The following is an 18279-nucleotide window of genomic DNA, read 5'->3' on the forward strand; positions in this document are numbered from 1 at the left end:
TCCAGTACGGGTCATGCCCCTGCCCTGCGCACTTTTCCGCAGATCAACGTTCGTTGTTGTCATCCTCATAGCCTTCATAGTTGTCCTGCGGCGCATAATATTCCGCTGCGTCATAGACTTGGGTCTTCTTGTAGCGCTCTCCAGGCCAACCGCAGCGAGGCGCGAAAAGCCGTTGATCTTCAAGCCGCAGGCGATGCACTCGAAACGATTGGGCAGATATCTGCGTCTCGGTGATCTCGCCGTCCTCGAGTTTCTGTGTCGGCGCAGTGACGGGCTCACCCACGACCAAAGCTTGGGAAGCGCACGATGGACAGTTCACCCGATGGCCGGCCGGGCGGATTGCCCAACCGGCCGCCGACTGGCTGAGCGTGGTGCGCTCCTCGTTGCTCTTGGCGGCCCAGGCGTTCTTGTGAGCGTCGACATCTCCCAGGACCGCCTTAGCGCCGTCATCGGCAGCGGCGGCGATGAGTTTGGCGGCGACTTTCGCCTCGGCATCCCCGATGAAGTCAGGCAGTGACATGCCCATCGAACCAAGGAGAACCTCGCATAACCGCCAGGCGATCGATGGATTGCGGTGCAATCTCGCAATTGATGAGCCCGTCGGCGACGACGATGCCGATATCGGACGACTTCACCTTCCTGAGCTTGGCAAGCGAGCGGTCGACGATCGGGTGCGGCGACGCAGCTTGGTCATCGCCACCAACGCCGCAAATCGGTAACACCTGGTAGTCGCCTTCGAAGGGCTTCCTGCTTTTCACCGGGACGTTAGATCGCCAGCGCTGCTGTTTTTCCCCGGTGTACAAACCCCTCTTTTGAGCGGCCAGTTGACTGCCGTCCAAAATGATTATTAAGTTCGGTGACAGAACGAATTAATCGGAGCTGCTGTTGAACGACGTGCCACGCATTTCTCGTCAGTTCTCGCAGCGCTCCGTCATGGAGGCGATCGTGCAAGGTGGGCCGATCTCGCGCGCTTCAATCGCAAAGCAGACCGGCTTGTCTAAGCAGACAATCTCCGAGATCGTCAGGACACTCGAGCAGGAAGGCTGGGTGCAGGAAACGGGGCGCACGAGCGGACATGTCGGACGCACGGCTGTCACTTACGAACTCGTATTTAACGCGGCCTACATCGCGGCGGTCGACCTCGGCGGCGCCAAAGTCCGGGTCGCCCTCACCGATCTTGCCTGCCAGATATTCGCGGAGGAAACGGCGCCGACCGATCCTCGGGGCGGACAGTTCGTCGTCGACCAGATCGTGGATCTAGCGCTTCAGGCGGCCCAGAGGCACCGCATCTCGCGCACAAAGATAAGGCTGGCGGTGATTGGTGTTCCCGGTGCACCCGACAAGAAGACCGGCCGCGTCCTGCTTGCCCCGAATATTGCCGGCTTTGGCACAATGAATGTCGTTCGCGCTTTCGAGCACGCATTCGGGTTTCATGTGGTGATCGAGAACGATGTCAATCTGGCGGTGCTCGGCGAGAACTGGCAGGGGTGCGGCCGCGGTATCGACAATCTCGCCTTCATAGCGCTGGGTACCGGCATCGGCAGCGGCCTCATGGTTGGAGGCAATCTGGTGCGGGGCGCCAGCAATGCAGCCGGCGAGATGGGCTTTTTGCCGATTGGCGCCGATCCTTTCGCGCCGACATCGTTGCGCGCCGGCGCTTTCGAGCGCGTGGTCGCAACCAACGCCATGGTTGAACGCTACGCGGCGCTGACGGGCAACATCGTCAACGTGCCGACGATTTTCCACAGTGCATTGGCCGGAGACAGGCATGCCGCGACGGTGCTCGACGAAACCGCGCGCTACCTGGCGCAAGGCATTGTGGCCATAGCGGCAATTGCCAATCCGCAAAAGGTCGTCCTGGGCGGCTCGATCGGGCTGCGGCCGGAAATCCTGTTGCGCGTTAGGGACCTGCTGCCGCGCTGCTTCCCCTATCCTATCGCCGTTGAGGCCAGCGAACTCGGGTCGCGGGCAGCGCTCATCGGCGCCGCCGCCATCGGGCTCGGCCAGTTGCACAACAAACTGTTCGGCGTCGACGCGCCCGACGGACGCATTTCGCTTCCCCCAGCCAGTTCGGCGGTGCTGCGCGAGGCCACGCTATGACCGCTTCAAAGGACATCACCGCCCGCTTGCGCGCCGCCCTCGATTGCGACGCAGCGGTGGAGCTTCTGCAGGGGGCAATCGGCCGCGAAAGCATAACCGGTCACGAAGAAAACTTTGTCGCCTTCCTTGAACACCGCATGCGCATGCTTGGCTTGAGCGAAATTCGGCGTGCGGAATTCGCGCCCGGCCGGCCCAATGTCTGGGGTGAGCGCAAAGGTGCCGGCGCCGGCAAGCGGCTGCTCTTCATCGGCCACACCGATACGGTTCATGTCGAGGGCTGGCGCGAGCACTGGGCTGGCACCGCCAGGCAGGATCCGTTTGCCGCGCCAATGATCGACGGGCAGATCTGGGGCCGCGGCGCCGGCGACCTCAAGGCCGGCATCTGCTCCGCGCTGTCGGCACTCTCTCTGCTCGACACGGCCGACATCGAACTGGCCGGCGACGTTGCCTTTGCCTTCGTCGGCGACGAGGAGAGCGGCCAGCCTGGAATCGGCGTCTCCGCCGGCATCAAGGACTTCGTCGGCCGCATCGAGAGAGGCGAAGTCGTGGCGCCCGATTTCATCGTCTATGTGGAGCCTACCCGCCTTTCGGTTTATCCGGCCCAAATCGGCTTCTTCATTACCGACATCACCGTCACCGGACGATCGGCCTATTTCGGCGTACCCGAACTCGGCAAGGATGCCTTGCGTGCAAGCCACGCCGTCATGAGCGCGCTGTGGAAGCATTCGGAAGATGTTGCAACCAGAGCCGAGCACCCGCTGATTGGGCGTGGCTTCCTGCTGATCACCGGGCTTGCGGGCGGAGGCTACATCGCGGTGCCCGAACGCTGCACGTTGTCGCTGATCCGCAAGCTGTTGCCCGGCGAGTCACTGGACGAGGCCGCCGCCGAAATCGAGGCAGTGGTGCGCGGCGCCATCACCGATCCTGAAATCATGTTGGCGTTCGCCTATCCGGCAGGCCGCGATCATCCGCTCGGGGGTAACGCCGCCGAGATTGCACCTGACAGGCCGGAGGTCGGCGCCCTTGCTGCCGCCATGGCCCGATCGATGGCTGGTCGCGGCGCCATCGAAGGCGCGCCATTCTGGTCAGAGTCATCATTTTTCACCAACCGGCTCGGCATCCCCGCCGTGTACTGCGCGCCAGGCGACATTCGCAACTGCCACACCTTCGACGAACACGTCGATGTCGAGGAATATCTGGCGGGCATCGTAGGCTTCGCCCGGTTCATGGCGGAGTATTGCGGCGTTACGGAATAAAGGACAACTGAGAGCGAAAATGGGAGAACTACCATGCTGATAGACAGACTTGTTGCTACAGCACTTGCAGGCAGTCTGATGCTGTTGGCCGGCGGAGCCGGCGCACAGACAGTGGGACCGAGCGGCGAGACGGCGACGCCCAGCGCCGAGGTTACTCTGTCGGACACAGATCTGGCCGCAGTGAAGGAGAAGGGCTACAAGGCCGCGCTGCTGTGGCACACCTCGTCCGACTTCACCAATGCGGTCAGCGCCGGCGCCAAGGATGAATTTGCCCGTGCTGGCATTCAGATCGTCGTGACCACCGACGCCGGCTTTGACGCGGCGCGCCAGCGCAGCGACATCGAAACCGCGCTCGCAGCCAAGCCAAACGTCATCCTGTCGCTGCCCCTCGATCCGGTCACTTCGGCCGAGGCTTTCCGTCAGGCGCTCACCGACGGGACCAAGCTGGTATTCCTTTCGAATCTGCCGAAAGGCTACAAGCACGGAACCGACTATGCCGCCATCGTCACTGACGACCTGTTCCAGATGGGCAAGCAGGCGGCCGATGCACTGGCCAAGGCGCTCGATGGCAAAGGCAAGGTCGGCTACATCTTCCACGACGCCAGTTACTATGTGACGAACCAGCGCGACCAGGCTTTCAAGACAACGATCGGGAAGGATTATCCCGGTATCAAGATCGTCGCCGAGCAGGGGATCTCCGATCCGGCGCGGGCAGAAGAGCTGGCCAGCGCCATGCTCGTGCAGCATCCCGATCTTGACGGCATCTACGTCACCTGGGCCGAACCGGCCGACGGCGTGCTGTCGGCCTTGCGGGCAAGCGGAAACACCGAGACCAAGATCGTCACGCTCGACCTCGCCGAACCGGTGGCGCTCGATATGGTCAAGGGCGGCAATGTGACCGCACTGGTGGCCGACAAGGCGTATGAGCTCGGTCGCGCCATGGCCGCTGTCGGCGTCAAGGCGCTGCTCGGCCAGGAAACGCCGGCCTTCGTCGTTGCCCCGGCGCTTACCGTGACCAAGCAGAACGTTGCGCAGGGCTGGAAGGATTCGTTGAACCGCGACGCACCGCAATCGGTGCTCGACGCGGCCAAGTGACAGGCGAATGCCGGCGGCCAATGAGGGCCGCCGACACCATAAAAACAAGGGGAACTGACATGCGCACAGCAATTGGAATGTTGTCGGCACTGGTAGCGCTCGTCGCCGCCAACGCCTTCGCAGCCGACGGCACCACCACGGGACCGAACGGGGAAAAGCCGACGCCGGCAAAGAGCGTCGTGCTCACACCAGCTGAGGAGCAGCAGATCAAGGACGGCAAATACACCGCCGCGCTGGTCTGGCATGAGATGAGCGAATACACCAACGCGGTGAACAGCGGCGCCCAGGACGAGTTGAAGCGGCTCGGCATCACGGTGGTCGCTCAGACCGACGCCGGCTTTGATGCAGCCCGGCAGAAATCCGACGTCGAGACAGTACTCGCCAAAAAGCCCTCGATTATACTGTCCCTACCGGTCGATCCCGCAAGTGCGGCCACCGTCTATGATCCTGCGCGCCAGGCCGGCGTGAAATTGGGATTCGTCGACAATTCGCCAGCAGGCTACGTTCACGACAAGGACTATGTGACCATCGTTTCGGACGACCTTTTCCAGATGGGCAATAAGGCCGGGATCGCAATGGCCGACGCGCTCGGCAAGCAGGGCAAGGTCGGCTACATCTTTCACGATGCCGATTTCTACGTCACCAACCAGCGCGATGGAGCATTCAAGCACACAATCGAGCAGGACTATCCGGACATGAAGATCGTAGCCGAGGCCGGAATGGCCGACCCCGCGCGCAGCGAGGAAATCGCGCAGGCGATGATCACACAGCACCCAGACCTCGATGGTATCTACGTCACCTGGGCTGAGCCGGCGCTTAGCGTGCTGTCCACATTGCGGGCGGCCGGCAACAGCCACACCAAGATCGTCACGCTCGACCTGAACGAACCGGCGGCACTGGACATGGTGAAAGGCGGCAACGTTGCGGCACTCATCGCAGACGAAGCCTATGACATCGGCGTGACGCTGGCACGCGCCACGGCCGCCTCGTTGATCGGCAAGAAGGCCGCGCCGTTCATGGTGGTCGATTCCCTCGCCGTCACCAAGGACACTGTCAAGGACGGGTGGAAGCGGTCCCTCAACAAGGACGTGCCCGCGACCATCGCGGCCGCCATGAAGTAGCGGCAGACAATGGCGCCCCGCCGGAGGAAGTGAGAATGTCGAGTATCAACACCAGCCCCGGCCGGGCAGCGAGCTTGGTCAGCCGCTTCAACCTGCAGCAATATGTCGTCTATCTCGGATTTCTGGCGATCTTTCTGTTCTTCGCGATCGTACTGAAGGACAGCGGTTTTCTGACGGTTCGCAACCTGTCGAACATCGTGCTGCAGACGGCACCCGTGACGATCATGGCGATCGGCCTTGTCTTTGTCATGTCGGCGGGCGAGATTGATCTTTCGATAGGTTCGATCGTTGCCGTGGCAGCTCTTGCTGCCGCGGTGGCGATAAACGCCTGCGGCTTGGTGGCCGGGGTGCTGGCTGGCCTCGGCGCCGGCCTGCTGATCGGCCTGCTCAACGGCGCCCTCGTGGCTTACGTCAAGTTGCCTTCATTCCTGGTAACGCTGGCGACGCTCGGGCTGTTTGCCGGCGTATCTCGCTCGATGACCGATTTGCGGTCGATCCCGGTCACCAACGACGCCTTCACCGGCTTCTTCGGCTCGGGTTCTTTGCTGGGTGTTCCGTCCTTGATCTGGTGGACGGTCATTGTCGTTGCGATCGCGCATCTCGTCTTTCGCGAGACGCGCTTCGGCGCCCATGTGCTGGCCACCGGCGACAACAGCCGTGCCGCCAGTGTTTCCGGCATCAGCGTGGCGCAGATAAGGCTGGCCGTTCTGACCATAAGCGGCGGGCTCGCCGGCCTTGCCGGGCTGCTCTATGCCGGCCGGCTGCAGGCCGCGAAATATACGCTCGGCGAAACCGACCTTATGACGGTGATAGCGGCCGTCATTGTCGGCGGAACCCTGCTCAACGGCGGCAAGGGATCGATTGTCGGCGCGCTGGTCGGCTCGCTGATGATGGGCATGCTGAACAACGGCCTCATTCTGATGGGCCTGTCCGTCTCCGATCAGATGATCGTGCGCGGATTGATCATTCTTGCGGCGGTCGCCGTATCGCTGCGCGAAAAGTCGCGTTGAAGGAGTTTTGTCATGTTCCTCGCTGTTCTGCGGCGCCGCAATCCGAGCTTTATAGAAAGCGCCATGCGCCTGCACCAGGAAGGAAAGCTGCCGGCTAATTCGTATGTGCTCGACCTCGATGCCGTCGAAAGCAACGCCCGGGTCCTGAAGCGCGAGGCCGACCGGTTTGGACTGAAGATTTTCGCCATGACCAAGCAGGTCGGCCGCGCCAGTTCGTTCTGCCATGCGCTCAAGCGCGGCGGCATCGATCAGGCCGTTGCCGTCGACATGGCCTGCGCGCGGGCAACGCACAGAGCCGGCCTGAGGCTCGGTCATCTTGGCCACCTGCAGCAGATCGCAAGGCACGAGGCCAATGCGGCGGCCAAAACGTTCAGGCCGGACTATTGGACCGTCTTCAACGACACCAAGGCTGAAGAAGCCGCTGCCAGCGCAAGGCTCGCCGGGTACACGCAAAACCTGCTTGCCCGCATCCGCGCCGATGGTGACGTTTTCTACCGCGGCCACGAAGGTGGTTTTGAGGCGGCCGATATCGCCGCGGTCGCCGAAAAACTGGATGGTCTCGACGGCGCACGATTCGCTGGCATCACCACCTTCCCGGCGCTGCTGTTCGACCAGACCACGCGAAAGGTCCTGCCGACACACAATCTGGCGACACTGGGCGGAGCTGCCGAAGCGCTCGCCAAGTCCGGCCGCAGCAACATAGAGGTGAACGCGCCCGGCACGACGTCGAGTGTCCTGCTTGGCGCGCTGGCCGAAGCCGGCGCCACGCAATGTGAACCGGGCAATGGCTTGGCCGGCACCACCGCGCTGCACGTCATGGAGGATCTGCCGGAGCTCCCTGCCGTTCTGTATTTGACCGAGGTGTCGCATTTGTCTGGCGGCAAAGCCTACTGCCTTGGTGGCGGCTTCTATATCGATCCGATCTTTCCGGACTATGAGGTGAAGGCAATCGTGTCCGCAGATCCCACCACGGCCGCCGCCGCGCTCAGAAGCGTCGAGGTGCCGCCGCCTGCGGCAATCGACTATTACGCAATGATTGACGCTAGCGGCGCCAATGCTCCACGCCCCGGCGACACGGCGGTGTTCGGCTTTCGCGGCCAGGCGTTCGTGACCCGCGCCTACGTGGTCGGCATCTCCGGTGTCTCAAAGGGGGCCCCCCAAGTCGAAACGATCGAAAACGGTTTTGGCGAAACCGCTGCCTGGCCCGTCTAGGAGCAAGCGATGAACGCGACCATGACCGGCACGGCCCCTGTTTTGCAGCTGCGCGACATCCGCAAGAATTTCGGCGGCCTGACCGCCATCGAAAATTTCTCGCTCGAGCTCTATCCCGGCGAAATAGTGGCGTTGGTCGGCGATAACGGTGCCGGCAAGTCGACGCTGGTCAAGATCGTGACGGGGGTGCATGCTCCGACATCCGGGACGATCATCATCGAGGGGCAGGCGGTGGCAATGTCAAGCGCCACCATGGCGCGCGCCCACGGCATTGAGGTGGTCTATCAGGACCTGGCGCTCGCCGATCAGCAGACCGTCTACATGAACATGTTTCTTGGCCGCGAGCCGGTGAACCGCTTCGGCCTGCTCGACCGACGCCGGATGATTGACGACACCGAAAAGCTGGTGAAGGATCTCGACGTTCGCATCCCATCGGCTCACGCCACCATCCGCGATCTCTCGGGCGGCCAGCGCCAGGGCGTGGCGATCGCGCGCGCCACGCACTGGGCAAGCAAGCTGATCCTGCTCGACGAGCCAACCGCGGCGCTCGGCGTTGCCGAAACCGCCAAGGTCGAGACGATCGTTCTGTCGCTGAAGCAGCGCAATATTGGCGTGCTGATCATCAGCCACAGTCTCGACCAGGTGTTCAGGCTCTCAGATCGGATCTGTGTTCTGCGACGTGGCAAACAGATCGGCGTGCGCAAGACCAGCGAGACCGACAAGAACGAGATCGTCGCCATGATCACCGGGCTTCAGCACTAGCCTGGTCGATAGAGGCGCGCCGTTCCAGATACTGCGTTACCCGAGCAGTGAGTGGCATCACTTCAGATCCACGATCAGGCCTCGGCCAGAGAATGTTGCCAGCATCAATCTAGAGCACGCAGGTAGCGAATGGGGCGACCGCCGGCAATCCGGTCGGCCGCTGTGGCTATGGAGTTGGCGTCGATGCCGAAATGCCCGTAAAGGTCGCCGATCGTGCCCGACTGGCCAAAATGCTCGACGCCGAGACTACGCGTGCGATGGCCGTAGACCGAGCCCAACCAGCCGAGCGCGGCCGGATGGCCGTCGGTGACGGCGACGATGGCGCAATGCGCCGGAAGGTCGGCAAATAACCTTTCGACATGGCTCCTGGCATGAACAACGCCGCGTTCGCGTGCCCGGCTCGCGGCAGTCCAGCCTGCGTTCAGCCGATCGGCCGAGGTCACCGCCAGGAGACCGACATCGCGACGGTCCTCCGCCATAATGCCGATAGCCTCGATGGCTTCCGGCGCAACCGCGCCGGTATAGGCAACAATTACTTCGGCATTAGGACCCGGATGCCGCAGCCAGTAGCCGCCGTCGATGATCTCCTGCTCGAGTACGGGCGTCACGCTACGCGTGATCTGCTCGACCGGGCGCGTCGAGAGCCGCAGATAGACCGAGCCGCCGGTCTCGTCGCGCAGCCAGGTGCGCTCCGACTGCACGGCGTCGCCGTCGCGCTGCATATAATCCAGGGCAAAGCGCATGATCACGCCCAACTCGTCGACGAAGGCCGGCTCGTAGGCGGCAAGCCCGTCTTGCGCTATGCCGATCAACGGTGTGGCGATCGACTGATGCGCCCCGCCTTCCGGCGCCAATGTGACCCCCGAAGGCGTCGCGACAAGGAGGAAGCGCGCGTCCTGGTAGCAGGCATAGTTGAGCGCATCGAGACCGCGCTGGATGAACGGATCGTAGAGTGTGCCGATCGGCAGCAGCCGTTTGCCGAAAACCGAATGCGACAGCCCAAGTGCCGACAGCAGGATGAACAGATTATTCTCGGCGATGCCGAGTTCGATGTGCTGGCCGGAGGTGCCGAATTCCCATTTCTGCGCCGAGGCGATGCGTTCGCTGCGGAAAGTGTCCGCGAGTGACTGACGCGCGAACAGGCCGCGCCGGTTGACCCAGGGGCCGAGATTGGTCGAAACCGTGACATCGGGTGATGCCGTGACGATCGCGTCGGCGAGCGGCCCGCCAGCCCGCGCAATCTCGTCCAGAATTCTGCCGAAGCCGACCTGCGTGGAGACGCTGCCTTTGGCTTCCGCGACGAGACGACCAGGGATCACGATGCGCTGGGCGTGCCGGCGCCGCTGGCCCTTTGCCGCGAACGGAACGGCATCGAGGAACCCTTGCAGCTCCAAATCCCCAACAGCCAATCCCTCGAAGGCGTCCCACTCCCGCCCGTCGCCGACCGACATCGAGGCGCGAAGGACCGCCATCTGATCCTTGGTCATCAGGCCGGCGTGGTTGTCCTTGTGGCCGGCGAGCGGCAGGCCGTCCTCTCGTCATTCGTGGCGAAGCTCACCCGCACATGACAATTGTCGAGGATGGAATTGTTCGGTCCGTAGGCCTTCTCGATCTGATTGAGCGATTGTGCAATCAGGAACGACTTGATGCCATACCCGGCCATGAAGGCCAGCGCGCTTTCGAAGAAATCGAGCCTGCCGAGCGCGGGAAACTCGTCCAGCAGCATCAAAAGACGCTGCCGGTGATCCTTCGCGTGAAGATTTTCGGCGAGCCTGCGGCCGATCTGGTTAAGCACGAGTCGCATCAGCGGCTTTGTGCGACTGATGTCCGATGGCGGCACGACCAGATAGAGCGTCGTCGGCCGTGCCTCCTCGACAAGGTCTGCGATCCGCCAGTCACAGTATGACGTCACCTTGGCCACAACTGGATCGCGGTAGAGGCCCAGAAAACTCATGGCCGTCGAGAGCACGCCGGAACGCTCGTTCTCGGACTTGTTAAGCAGTTCCCGAGCAGCCGACGCCACGACGGGATGCGGGCCTGCATCACCCAAATGCCGCGTCAGCATCATGGCGCGCAGCGTTGCCTCGATTGGCCGCTCTGGATCAGAAAGGAAGTTCGCCACGCCTGCGAGGGTCTTGTCTTTCTCCGCATAGAGCACGTGCAGTATTGCGCCGACCAGCAACGCATGGCTGGTCTTCTCCCAGTGGTTGCGGCGTTCCAATGTGCCTTCTGGGTCGACCAGGACATCCGCCACGTTCTGCACATCTCGAACTTCCCACTCGCCCCGTCGCACCTCCAGCAGAGGATTGTAGGCTGCGGATCCAGCATTGGTCGGGTCGAACAGAAGCACCTGGCCGAAACGGGCCCGCCATCCGGCCGTCAGTTCCCAGTTTTCACCTTTGATGTCGTGGACGATTGCCGAACCCGGCCAGGTCAGTAGTGACGGCACGACCAGGCCGACGCCTTTGCCGCTTCGGGTCGGTGCGAAACATAGCACGTGTTCCGGACCGTCGTGGCGTAGATAGTGTCGGCCCAACATACCCAGGATCACCCCATCCTGACCGATCATCCCAGCGGCCTTGATTTCGTCTCGCGTCGCCCAGCGCGCCGAGCCGTAAGTCGTGGTATCCTTTCCCTCGCGCGCCCGCCACAGCGACGTCCCGATCGCTGCGACGATAGCCATGAGGCTTCCGCTCGCCGCAATCGCCGCGCCCTCCAGGAAGACGTTCGGCGCGTAGGCGTCGTAGAAAAACCACCACCAGAAAAAGGCTGGCGGCGGATAAACGGGGTGTCCAGCCAATTCGAACCACGGCGGACCGAGTTGGCTTTGAAAGTCGAGCCGCCCTGCCGTCCACTGTGTTGCTCCCCATGTTGTCGCGACGACGATCAGAAAGGCGGTGAGTATCTGGCCCCATAAAACCTTGCTTGCCGGCATCGGTCGTTTCCCAAATGGATGATCGGAACAACCGAAAAGCTCGAATTCCTAAATCCGCAAGAAAAAAGGGGCGGTCGAAGCAGCATGGCGTACCCGCACGTGGAAAGACTTGCCCGATGCGATCTCGAATGTTGAACGAGCATAGGGGGGCTGCTTTCTTCTGGAGCCGTTGAGCCGCTACTTGCCCAATGATAGTTAGTTGTCTCGGCTCAGATGGCATTTGACGAGATGGACGGGTTCTTGGAGAACCACGGATTGCGCATGACCAAATGAACAAGAGTCCTCAGCGGCGCGCCGAGCCGGAGAACACTCTAGTCCCGGCAAGTGGTGGTCAGCCGTTCTGCTGAGCTCGAATCTTACCGCCTCCCTGATCGGTAGCGCGATAGATCCAGAGCCGACTCGATGAGCAGACCCATCAAGTCTGTTCAATTTTGTTAATCAATTCAGTCACATCAACTATTGCCATGGACTTTCGTTGGAACTGTTGCAAGCCGCGCCGGCCTCACGGATCGCGGAATCTATTGGGCCGCACCTAAGTTCCAGATGTCCCGATGCAGGCGACTTCAGGTCACACACACACACACACGACGCCACCGAGATCCTGCATCAGTTTTCTACTCCGACGCCGCCACGTCACCAAGATCAGTCGCGAGCGTGATCGCGGCTATCAAATCGGGATCGCGCGCCGGAGCGCTCTATGAGTGAGCCCCGAACGGCGCGGTTCTCCTCGAGCAATCCGCTCGACGTAAGGCGGGCCATCCGTGCCGGCCTCGTCACTAAGAGACGGGCGAATGGCGGTTCCTGGACTCACCTTTTTGTCATGAAGTCGCTTCCTTGAGCCGGTGGCGGAGTTCTTGCTTGATGACTCCAGCACCGTTTAGAATCGGTTTTCGGAAAATTTGTCTTGTGGCATCAATTTTCATGGAATAGGATCATTTTTCACAGGTGTTGGCCCAGCTGAACCAAAATTCGATGAAAGGATTCGCTTTTCATGCCTCCGGTGCAAGAGCACCAATTTTCAGGTCCTGTTACCGTTTTTCAGGAAATCCGCCTTCCTGAAACGGCGACCCCGGCCGGGTACAGCGCCCTCGTCGGAGCCTACAGGCTCGCCGTGCCCTTGCCCCGTAGGTTGTTCGCCACGGGCGAGCATCATCGCATTACCGAACGGAATGGCTGGCGGATCATGACCCCCCGCCACGCCCCAAATCCTACCCTCGAAGGCCACCTGACCTTTGCGCTCAAGTACGAGGGACTGGACCTTGCCGTCCTCAAGCGGCTGTTCCAAGTGACCGGTCCCACGCCGATCGAGGCGCTGGTCCGTGAAAGCCCGACCGGCAGTTATGCCCGCCGCATCTGGTTTTTATATGAATGGCTGAGGGGCGCCCGTATCGATCTGCCGGACGCGGCGGCCGGACGATACATTCCGGTTGTCGATCCCGAGCTGCAGTGGCCCGGACCCGACAAGACCGCTTCGCGCTACCGCGTAAGGGACAATCTCCCCGGCACGCGTGAGTTCTGCCCTCTGGTGTTCCGCACCAAGATTCTCGAAAAATTCATCGGCCTTGAACTACCGCGGCGCGCGGAGGCAATCGTAGCGGACGTGCCGCGCGACCTTCTTGCTCGGACCGCCGCCTTTCTTTTGCTCAAAGACTCGCGATCAAGCTATGCGATCGAGGGCGAGCGCCCGCCGCAAGATCGCATCCAGCGCTGGGGCCGCGCCATCGGCGAAGCCGGCCGCTGGCCGATCGATCGCGATGAGCTGCTGCGTCTGCAAAGAATTGTACTTGGCGACGCCCGTTTCGCAAGACTTGGCTTCCGAAAAGAAGGAGGTTTCGTCGGTGAGCATGACCGAGACAACGGCACGCCCTTGCCCGATCACATCAGCGCTCGGCCCGAGGACCTGCCGCGGCTAATCGATGGAATGGCGGCGTTCGATCAGGGCCCCGCGCAAAACCTTGATGCAGTCGTAGCCGCCGCAATCCTCGCCTTCGGCTTTGTCTACATTCACCCGTTCGAGGACGGAAACGGCCGCATTCACCGCTACCTAATCCACCACGTCCTTGCCATGCGCGGCTTCAATCCGCCGGGAGTGGTCTTTCCCGTCTCGGCCGCGATCCTGGACCAGATCAACGAGTACAGGGGCGTGCTCGAGAGCTATTCGCAGCGCCTTCTGCCATTGGTGGAATGGGAACCGACGCCGCAATTCAACGTCCGGGTGCTGAATGACACCGGTGATTTCTACCGGTTCTTCGATGCAACCCCGCACGCCGAATTCCTCTATGCCTGCGTTCAGCGGACGATCGAACGGGACCTTCCCGAGGAAACCGCATTTCTGCAGCGCTACGATCAGTTCCGGCAGCAGGTGGACGCCTTTATTGACATGCCCGAGCGGTTGACCGATCTGCTCTTCCGTTTTCTTCACCAGAATGATGGACATCTATCGAACCGCGCGCGCGAAAAGGAATTCGCCACGCTGACCAGTGACGAGGCAGGAAGAATCGAGGCGATCTACGCGCAAACCTTTGGTGCCCATTGAAGGTGTGATCATCAGGATCGATTTTTAGTCCGACGGTTTGTAATTCCCTTGTCCCTGCCTTCATCTCCGAGGCTTGACTTGTCGCCGAGACATGCACGATTTTTTCCGCACGGTCTGACCGGCCGCCGATCAGCCGCGGCCAGAACGCGCTTGACAAACCGGAGCCGTCCCGTCCAACCTCACGCATTCACCAGGGGAGTCCCGGCAAGGGGCTGAGATACTGCTGGCATTCGCGGCGCAGTGACCCGTTGAACCTGATCCAGTTCATACTGGCGTAGGGACGGTGCAAGCGCTTGCGGGAGTTTACGCCCGAGGTCCTGTTTCGGCAGGTCGACAGAAGCGTCTTTTCATCCTCCCGGCACAGAACTGGGTCTCCAATGCAACGAGCAAAGGAGCCTCAAGATGAATGCCCTCACCCCCGCCGTCTCGACGGGACCGCTGCCCGCCTCACGAAAAATCCACAAGCCCGGTGCCATCCACCCGCAGATCAGGGTGCCGATGCGCGAAATCTCCGTCCATCCGACGGCCGGCGAACCGCCCGTCACCGTCTACGATCCGTCCGGCCCCTATACAGACCCGACTGTCGAAACCAGCATCGAAAATGGCCTTGCACGGCTTCGCCACGAATGGATTACGGCGCGCGGCGATGTCGAGGCCTATGACGGCCGCCATGTCCGGCCGGAGGACAACGGATTCGCGACGGGCGAACGCCTGACGCCGGAATTTCCCATTCGCCATCAACCGCTCAGAGCCAAAGCAGGCAAGGCGGTGACGCAGCTTGCCTATGCGCGCGCCGGCATCATCACACCCGAAATGGAGTTCGCCGCCATCCGCGAGAACCTTGGTCGCGAGATCCTGCACGGCAAGCTTGAGCGCGACGGCGAGGCTTTCGGCGCGACACTGCCCGATTTCGTCACGCCGGATTTCGTGCGTGATGAGGTGGCGCGCGGACGCGCAATCATTCCCGCCAACATCAACCATCCCGAGAGCGAGCCGATGATCATCGGTCGCAATTTCCTGGTCAAGATCAACGCCAACATCGGCAACTCCGCCGTCACATCGTCGATGGCTGAAGAGGTCGAAAAAATGGTGTGGGCGATCCGCTGGGGCGCAGACACGGTGATGGACCTGTCGACCGGCCGCAACATCCACAACATCCGCGACTGGATCGTCCGCAACGCGCCGGTTCCGATCGGCACGGTGCCGCTCTATCAGGCGCTCGAAAAGGTCGGCGGCATCGCCGAGGACCTGACCTGGGAGGTCTACCGCGACATGCTGATCGAACAGGCCGAACAGGGCGTCGACTATTTCACCATCCATGCGGGCGTGCGGCTGCACTACATCCCGCTGACCGTTGACCGGGTCACTGGCATCGTCTCGCGCGGTGGCTCGATCATGGCCAAATGGTGCCTGCATCATCACCGGGAAAGCTTCCTCTACGAACATTTCGCCGAGATCTGCGACATTTGCCGCGCCTATGACGTGTCCTTTTCGCTGGGCGACGGCCTTCGTCCTGGCTCGATCGCCGACGCCAATGACGCAGCACAATTCGCCGAGCTGGAGACGCTCGGCGAGCTGACACAGATCGCCTGGGCGAAGGATTGCCAGGTAATGATCGAAGGCCCCGGCCACGTGCCGATGCACAAGGTCAAGGAGAACATGGACAAGCAGCTCGCCGTCTGCGGCGAGGCGCCGTTCTATACGCTTGGGCCGCTGACGACCGACATCGCGCCGGGCTACGACCACATCACCTCCGGCATCGGCGCGGCGATGATCGGTTGGTTCGGCACCGCCATGCTCTGCTACGTCACGCCCAAGGAGCATCTCGGCCTTCCCGATCGCAACGACGTCAAGATCGGCGTGATCACCTACAAGATAGCCGCCCATGCCGCCGACCTGGCAAAAGGTCATCCGGCGGCGAAAGTCAGGGATGATGCCCTTTCCCGCGCGCGCTTCGAATTCCGCTGGGAGGACCAGTTCAACCTGTCGCTCGATCCCGAAACCGCGCGGTCCTTCCACGATCAGACCTTGCCCAAGGAGGCGCACAAGCTGGCGCATTTCTGCTCGATGTGCGGGCCGAAATTCTGCTCGATGCGAATTTCCCACGACATCCGCACCGAAGCGCAGAAGGAGGGCATGGCGGCGATGGCGGCGAAATACCGCGAGGGCGGCGATCTCTACCTGCCGGCGGACGAGACCGGCGCACCGCTCATACCTCAGCCACGTGAGCCATCATGAAGGTGCTGGTCAAAGGGGCCGGCGTTGCCGGCCTCACCGCCGCCTTCGAGCTCGCCGCACGCGGCGCGGCGGTTTCCGTTGCCGAGACAAGGCCTGGCCTTGGGGGCAATGCGTCGTGGTTCGCCGGCGGCATGTTGGCGCCATGGTGCGAGCGCGAAAGCGCCGAGCAGCCGGTGCTGGATCTCGGGCGCGGTGCCGCCGACTGGTGGGATGCCGCAACCCCCGGCCAGGTGACGCGGGCCGGAACGCTGGTCGTGGCCGCGCCGCGCGATGCGGGCGAGATCGACCGCTTCGCCAGCCGCACCTCGGGCCATCGGCGTGTCGATGAAGACGAAATTGCGCTCCTGGAGCCCGACCTCGCCGGCCGCTTCCGGCGCGGATTGCTCTTCTCCGACGAGGCGCATCTCGACCCGCGTCAGGCGATGGCAGCGCTTCATGACAAGCTCGCAGCCATGGGTGTCGAGTTTCACTTCGGCACCGAGGTCTGGCATGTTTTTGGTTTCGATCATCAGATCGACTGCACGGGAATGGCAGCCATCGATGACCGGCTACGTGGCGTTCGCGGCGAAATGCTGATCCTGCGCACGCCCGACATCTCGCTGTCGCGCCCGGTCCGGCTGCTTCATCCGCGCTTTCCGCTCTATGTGGTGCCGCGCACCGGCCAGTGTTTCATGGTCGGTGCGACCATGATCGAGAGCGGGTCCGCCGAGCCGGCCACGGTGCGTTCGATGATGGAGCTTCTGGGTGCCGCCTATGCCCTCCATCCGGCATTCGGCGAGGCCGGGATCGTTGAAACCGGTGTCGGCGTCCGTCCTGCTTTTCCCGACAATCTGCCGCGTGTCGAGGCACATGGAAGCACCGTCGCAGTCAACGGGCTTTATCGCCATGGCTTTCTTCTCGCCCCTGCCATGGCGCGCCAGGCGGCCGACCTGGTCTTCCATCAAGACGGAACGAAGGAGCTTGCTCATGAAACTGACGGTCAACGGCAAAGTGCATGAGGTTGCAGCCACCACGCTGGCCGAGCTGCTTGCGGCGCTCGACTATGAAGGCGATTGGCTGGCAACGGCCGTCAACAGCGAACTCGTGCACAAAGCCAACCGGGCGGAATTCCGGTTGAGCGACGGCGACCGGATCGAAATCCTCTCACCGATGCAGGGAGGCTAGGCCATGTTCGATCTTCTCGGAACGTCGCTTGCCTCCCGCCTGCTTCTCGGCACCGCTCAATATCCATCGCCGGCCATCCTTGCCGAGGCCGTCAAGGCGTCGGGCGCTTCGGCGGTAACCGTCTCGTTACGCCGTGAGATGGCAGGCGGCAGGGCCGGCGAACAATTCTGGTCGTTGATCCGCTCGCTCGGCGTCAGAATCCTGCCCAACACTGCCGGCTGCCACTCCGTCAAGGAAGCGGTCACGACCGCGAAGATGGCGCGCGAAGTTTTCGGCACCAACTGGATCAAGCTCGAAGTGATCGGCAACCACGACACGCTGCAGCCGGACGTGTTCGGGCTGGTCGAGGCCGCCCGCATCCTGTGCGAGGACGGTTTTGATGTATTCCCCTATACCACCGACGATCTTGTCGTCGCCGAGCGACTGCTGGAGGCGGGCTGCCAGGTTCTGATGCCGTGGTGTGCACCGATCGGTTCCGCCCTCGGGCCGATCAACATTCCGGCGCTGCGCTCGATGCGCGCACATTTCCCAGGCGTTCCGCTGATCGTGGATGCGGGGCTCGGACGGCCGTCGCACGCGGCAACCGTCATGGAGCTCGGCTTTGACGCCGTACTCCTGAACACCGCAGTCGCCAAGGCGGCCGATCCGGTCGGCATGGCGCGTGCGTTCGGCAAGGCGGTCGAGGCCGGTCGTGAAGCTTTCAACTCGGGAATGCTCGAACCGCAGGACGTCGCCGTGCCGTCGACGCCGACAATTGGCAGGGCAGTTTTTTCATGAAGCTCGACCCCTTCTACCTGATCGTCGACAGCGCCGCCTGGATCGAACGGCTGGTGCCGCTTGGCGTCAAGCT

14 protein-coding genes, 3 pseudogenes and 1 riboswitch are annotated in these 18279 nt (G+C 62.3%); of the genes and pseudogenes, 13 read left to right on the forward strand and 4 right to left on the reverse strand.

What is annotated here, in order from left to right:
• Positions 1-43 precede the first annotated feature (43 nt).
• On the reverse strand, positions 44-520 hold the full coding sequence (locus NKI22_RS21065) for a hypothetical protein (RefSeq protein ID WP_352937117.1): 477 nt from the start codon (positions 518-520) through the stop codon (positions 44-46).
• Positions 507-803: a hypothetical protein gene (locus tag NKI22_RS21070; protein WP_352483872.1), complete on the reverse strand. Its 297-nt coding sequence runs from the start codon at positions 801-803 to the stop codon at positions 507-509. The genes NKI22_RS21065 and NKI22_RS21070 overlap by 14 nt, the downstream gene beginning before the upstream one ends.
• 91 nt (positions 804-894) lie before the next feature.
• Between NKI22_RS21070 and NKI22_RS21075 the strand changes: the two genes are divergently transcribed.
• The 7 genes from NKI22_RS21075 to NKI22_RS21105 are packed head-to-tail and all read left to right on the forward strand — an operon-like array spanning position 895 to position 8556.
• Entirely contained in the window at positions 895-2100 is a 1206-nt protein-coding gene (locus NKI22_RS21075; protein WP_245278510.1) for an ROK family transcriptional regulator, read from the forward strand.
• The gene (locus NKI22_RS21080) at positions 2097-3356 is read left to right on the forward strand and encodes a M20 family metallopeptidase (RefSeq protein WP_023717077.1); all 1260 of its coding nucleotides are present in this window, start codon (positions 2097-2099) and stop codon (positions 3354-3356) included. The genes NKI22_RS21075 and NKI22_RS21080 overlap by 4 nt, the downstream gene beginning before the upstream one ends.
• A 33-nt stretch (positions 3357-3389) precedes the next feature.
• The gene (locus NKI22_RS21085; protein ID WP_352958819.1) at positions 3390-4451 is read left to right on the forward strand and encodes a substrate-binding domain-containing protein; all 1062 of its coding nucleotides are present in this window, start codon (positions 3390-3392) and stop codon (positions 4449-4451) included.
• Between the two features lie 59 nt (positions 4452-4510).
• The gene (locus tag NKI22_RS21090) at positions 4511-5572 is read left to right on the forward strand and encodes a substrate-binding domain-containing protein (RefSeq protein ID WP_031193416.1); all 1062 of its coding nucleotides are present in this window, start codon (positions 4511-4513) and stop codon (positions 5570-5572) included.
• A gap of 35 nt (positions 5573-5607) precedes the next feature.
• On the forward strand, positions 5608-6582 hold the full coding sequence (locus tag NKI22_RS21095; protein ID WP_023717074.1) for an ABC transporter permease: 975 nt from the start codon (positions 5608-5610) through the stop codon (positions 6580-6582).
• Between the two features lie 12 nt (positions 6583-6594).
• Complete coding sequence (locus tag NKI22_RS21100; protein ID WP_352494326.1) at positions 6595-7794, forward strand: alanine racemase; 1200 nt, start codon at positions 6595-6597, stop codon at positions 7792-7794.
• A gap of 9 nt (positions 7795-7803) precedes the next feature.
• Positions 7804-8556: an ATP-binding cassette domain-containing protein gene (locus NKI22_RS21105; RefSeq protein WP_036244138.1), complete on the forward strand. Its 753-nt coding sequence runs from the start codon at positions 7804-7806 to the stop codon at positions 8554-8556.
• Positions 8557-8660: 104 nt separating this feature from the next.
• On the opposite strand, the pseudogene NKI22_RS21110 reads toward NKI22_RS21105, so the two are convergent.
• Together NKI22_RS21110 and traG are read right to left on the reverse strand one after the other, a co-directional pair.
• Positions 8661-10085, reverse strand: a pseudogene (locus NKI22_RS21110) (transketolase-like TK C-terminal-containing protein); the annotation flags it as partial.
• Positions 10052-11491 (reverse strand): annotated as a pseudogene (gene traG / locus NKI22_RS21115) (IncP-type conjugal transfer protein TraG); the annotation flags it as partial. The pseudogenes NKI22_RS21110 and traG, both read right to left, overlap by 34 nt.
• Before the next feature lie 991 nt (positions 11492-12482).
• Here traG and NKI22_RS21120 point away from each other — a divergent pair.
• The 6 genes and pseudogenes from NKI22_RS21120 to NKI22_RS21145 form a co-directional block, all read left to right on the forward strand.
• Complete coding sequence (locus NKI22_RS21120; protein WP_352937119.1) at positions 12483-14027, forward strand: Fic family protein; 1545 nt, start codon at positions 12483-12485, stop codon at positions 14025-14027.
• A 182-nt stretch (positions 14028-14209) separates the two neighbouring features.
• Positions 14210-14326, forward strand: a riboswitch (TPP riboswitch).
• A gap of 103 nt (positions 14327-14429) precedes the next feature.
• A complete protein-coding gene (thiC, locus tag NKI22_RS21125) occupies positions 14430-16265 on the forward strand; it encodes a phosphomethylpyrimidine synthase ThiC (protein WP_023717067.1) in 1836 nt (611 codons plus the stop codon).
• Positions 16262-17263 carry a glycine oxidase ThiO gene (thiO, locus tag NKI22_RS21130; RefSeq protein ID WP_023717066.1) on the forward strand — a complete coding sequence of 334 codons (1002 nt, stop codon included), beginning with the start codon at positions 16262-16264 and terminating at the stop codon, positions 17261-17263. Before thiC ends, thiO begins: the two co-directional genes overlap by 4 nt.
• The gene (thiS, locus tag NKI22_RS21135; RefSeq protein WP_023717065.1) at positions 17232-17429 is read left to right on the forward strand and encodes a sulfur carrier protein ThiS; all 198 of its coding nucleotides are present in this window, start codon (positions 17232-17234) and stop codon (positions 17427-17429) included. Before thiO ends, thiS begins: the two co-directional genes overlap by 32 nt.
• A gap of 3 nt (positions 17430-17432) precedes the next feature.
• Positions 17433-18206: a thiazole synthase gene (locus NKI22_RS21140; RefSeq protein ID WP_352494344.1), complete on the forward strand. Its 774-nt coding sequence runs from the start codon at positions 17433-17435 to the stop codon at positions 18204-18206.
• A pseudogene (locus tag NKI22_RS21145) lies at positions 18203-18279 on the forward strand (thiamine phosphate synthase); the annotation flags it as partial. The gene NKI22_RS21140 and the pseudogene NKI22_RS21145, both read left to right, overlap by 4 nt.

The sequence above is a fragment of the Mesorhizobium sp. M0778 genome (genome assembly GCF_040320105.1).
Classification (GTDB): domain Bacteria; phylum Pseudomonadota; class Alphaproteobacteria; order Rhizobiales; family Rhizobiaceae; genus Mesorhizobium.

What these genes read in the sequence shown, in the direction of transcription:
- NKI22_RS21090 (WP_031193416.1), top strand. Translation starts at nt 4,511, where the DNA reads ATGCGCACAGCAATTGGAATGTTGTCGGCACTGGTAGCGCTCGTCGCC.
- NKI22_RS21105 (WP_036244138.1), top strand. Translation starts at nt 7,804, where the DNA reads ATGAACGCGACCATGACCGGCACGGCCCCTGTTTTGCAGCTGCGCGAC.
- NKI22_RS21100 (WP_352494326.1), top strand. Translation starts at nt 6,595, where the DNA reads ATGTTCCTCGCTGTTCTGCGGCGCCGCAATCCGAGCTTTATAGAAAGC.
- NKI22_RS21080 (WP_023717077.1), top strand. Translation starts at nt 2,097, where the DNA reads ATGACCGCTTCAAAGGACATCACCGCCCGCTTGCGCGCCGCCCTCGAT.
- NKI22_RS21085 (WP_352958819.1), top strand. Translation starts at nt 3,390, where the DNA reads ATGCTGATAGACAGACTTGTTGCTACAGCACTTGCAGGCAGTCTGATG.
- NKI22_RS21140 (WP_352494344.1), top strand. Translation starts at nt 17,433, where the DNA reads ATGTTCGATCTTCTCGGAACGTCGCTTGCCTCCCGCCTGCTTCTCGGC.
- thiC (WP_023717067.1), top strand. Translation starts at nt 14,430, where the DNA reads ATGAATGCCCTCACCCCCGCCGTCTCGACGGGACCGCTGCCCGCCTCA.
- NKI22_RS21095 (WP_023717074.1), top strand. Translation starts at nt 5,608, where the DNA reads ATGTCGAGTATCAACACCAGCCCCGGCCGGGCAGCGAGCTTGGTCAGC.
- thiO (WP_023717066.1), top strand. Translation starts at nt 16,262, where the DNA reads ATGAAGGTGCTGGTCAAAGGGGCCGGCGTTGCCGGCCTCACCGCCGCC.
- thiS (WP_023717065.1), top strand. Translation starts at nt 17,232, where the DNA reads ATGAAACTGACGGTCAACGGCAAAGTGCATGAGGTTGCAGCCACCACG.
- NKI22_RS21120 (WP_352937119.1), top strand. Translation starts at nt 12,483, where the DNA reads ATGCCTCCGGTGCAAGAGCACCAATTTTCAGGTCCTGTTACCGTTTTT.
- NKI22_RS21065 (WP_352937117.1), bottom strand. Translation starts at nt 520, where the DNA reads ATGTCACTGCCTGACTTCATCGGGGATGCCGAGGCGAAAGTCGCCGCC.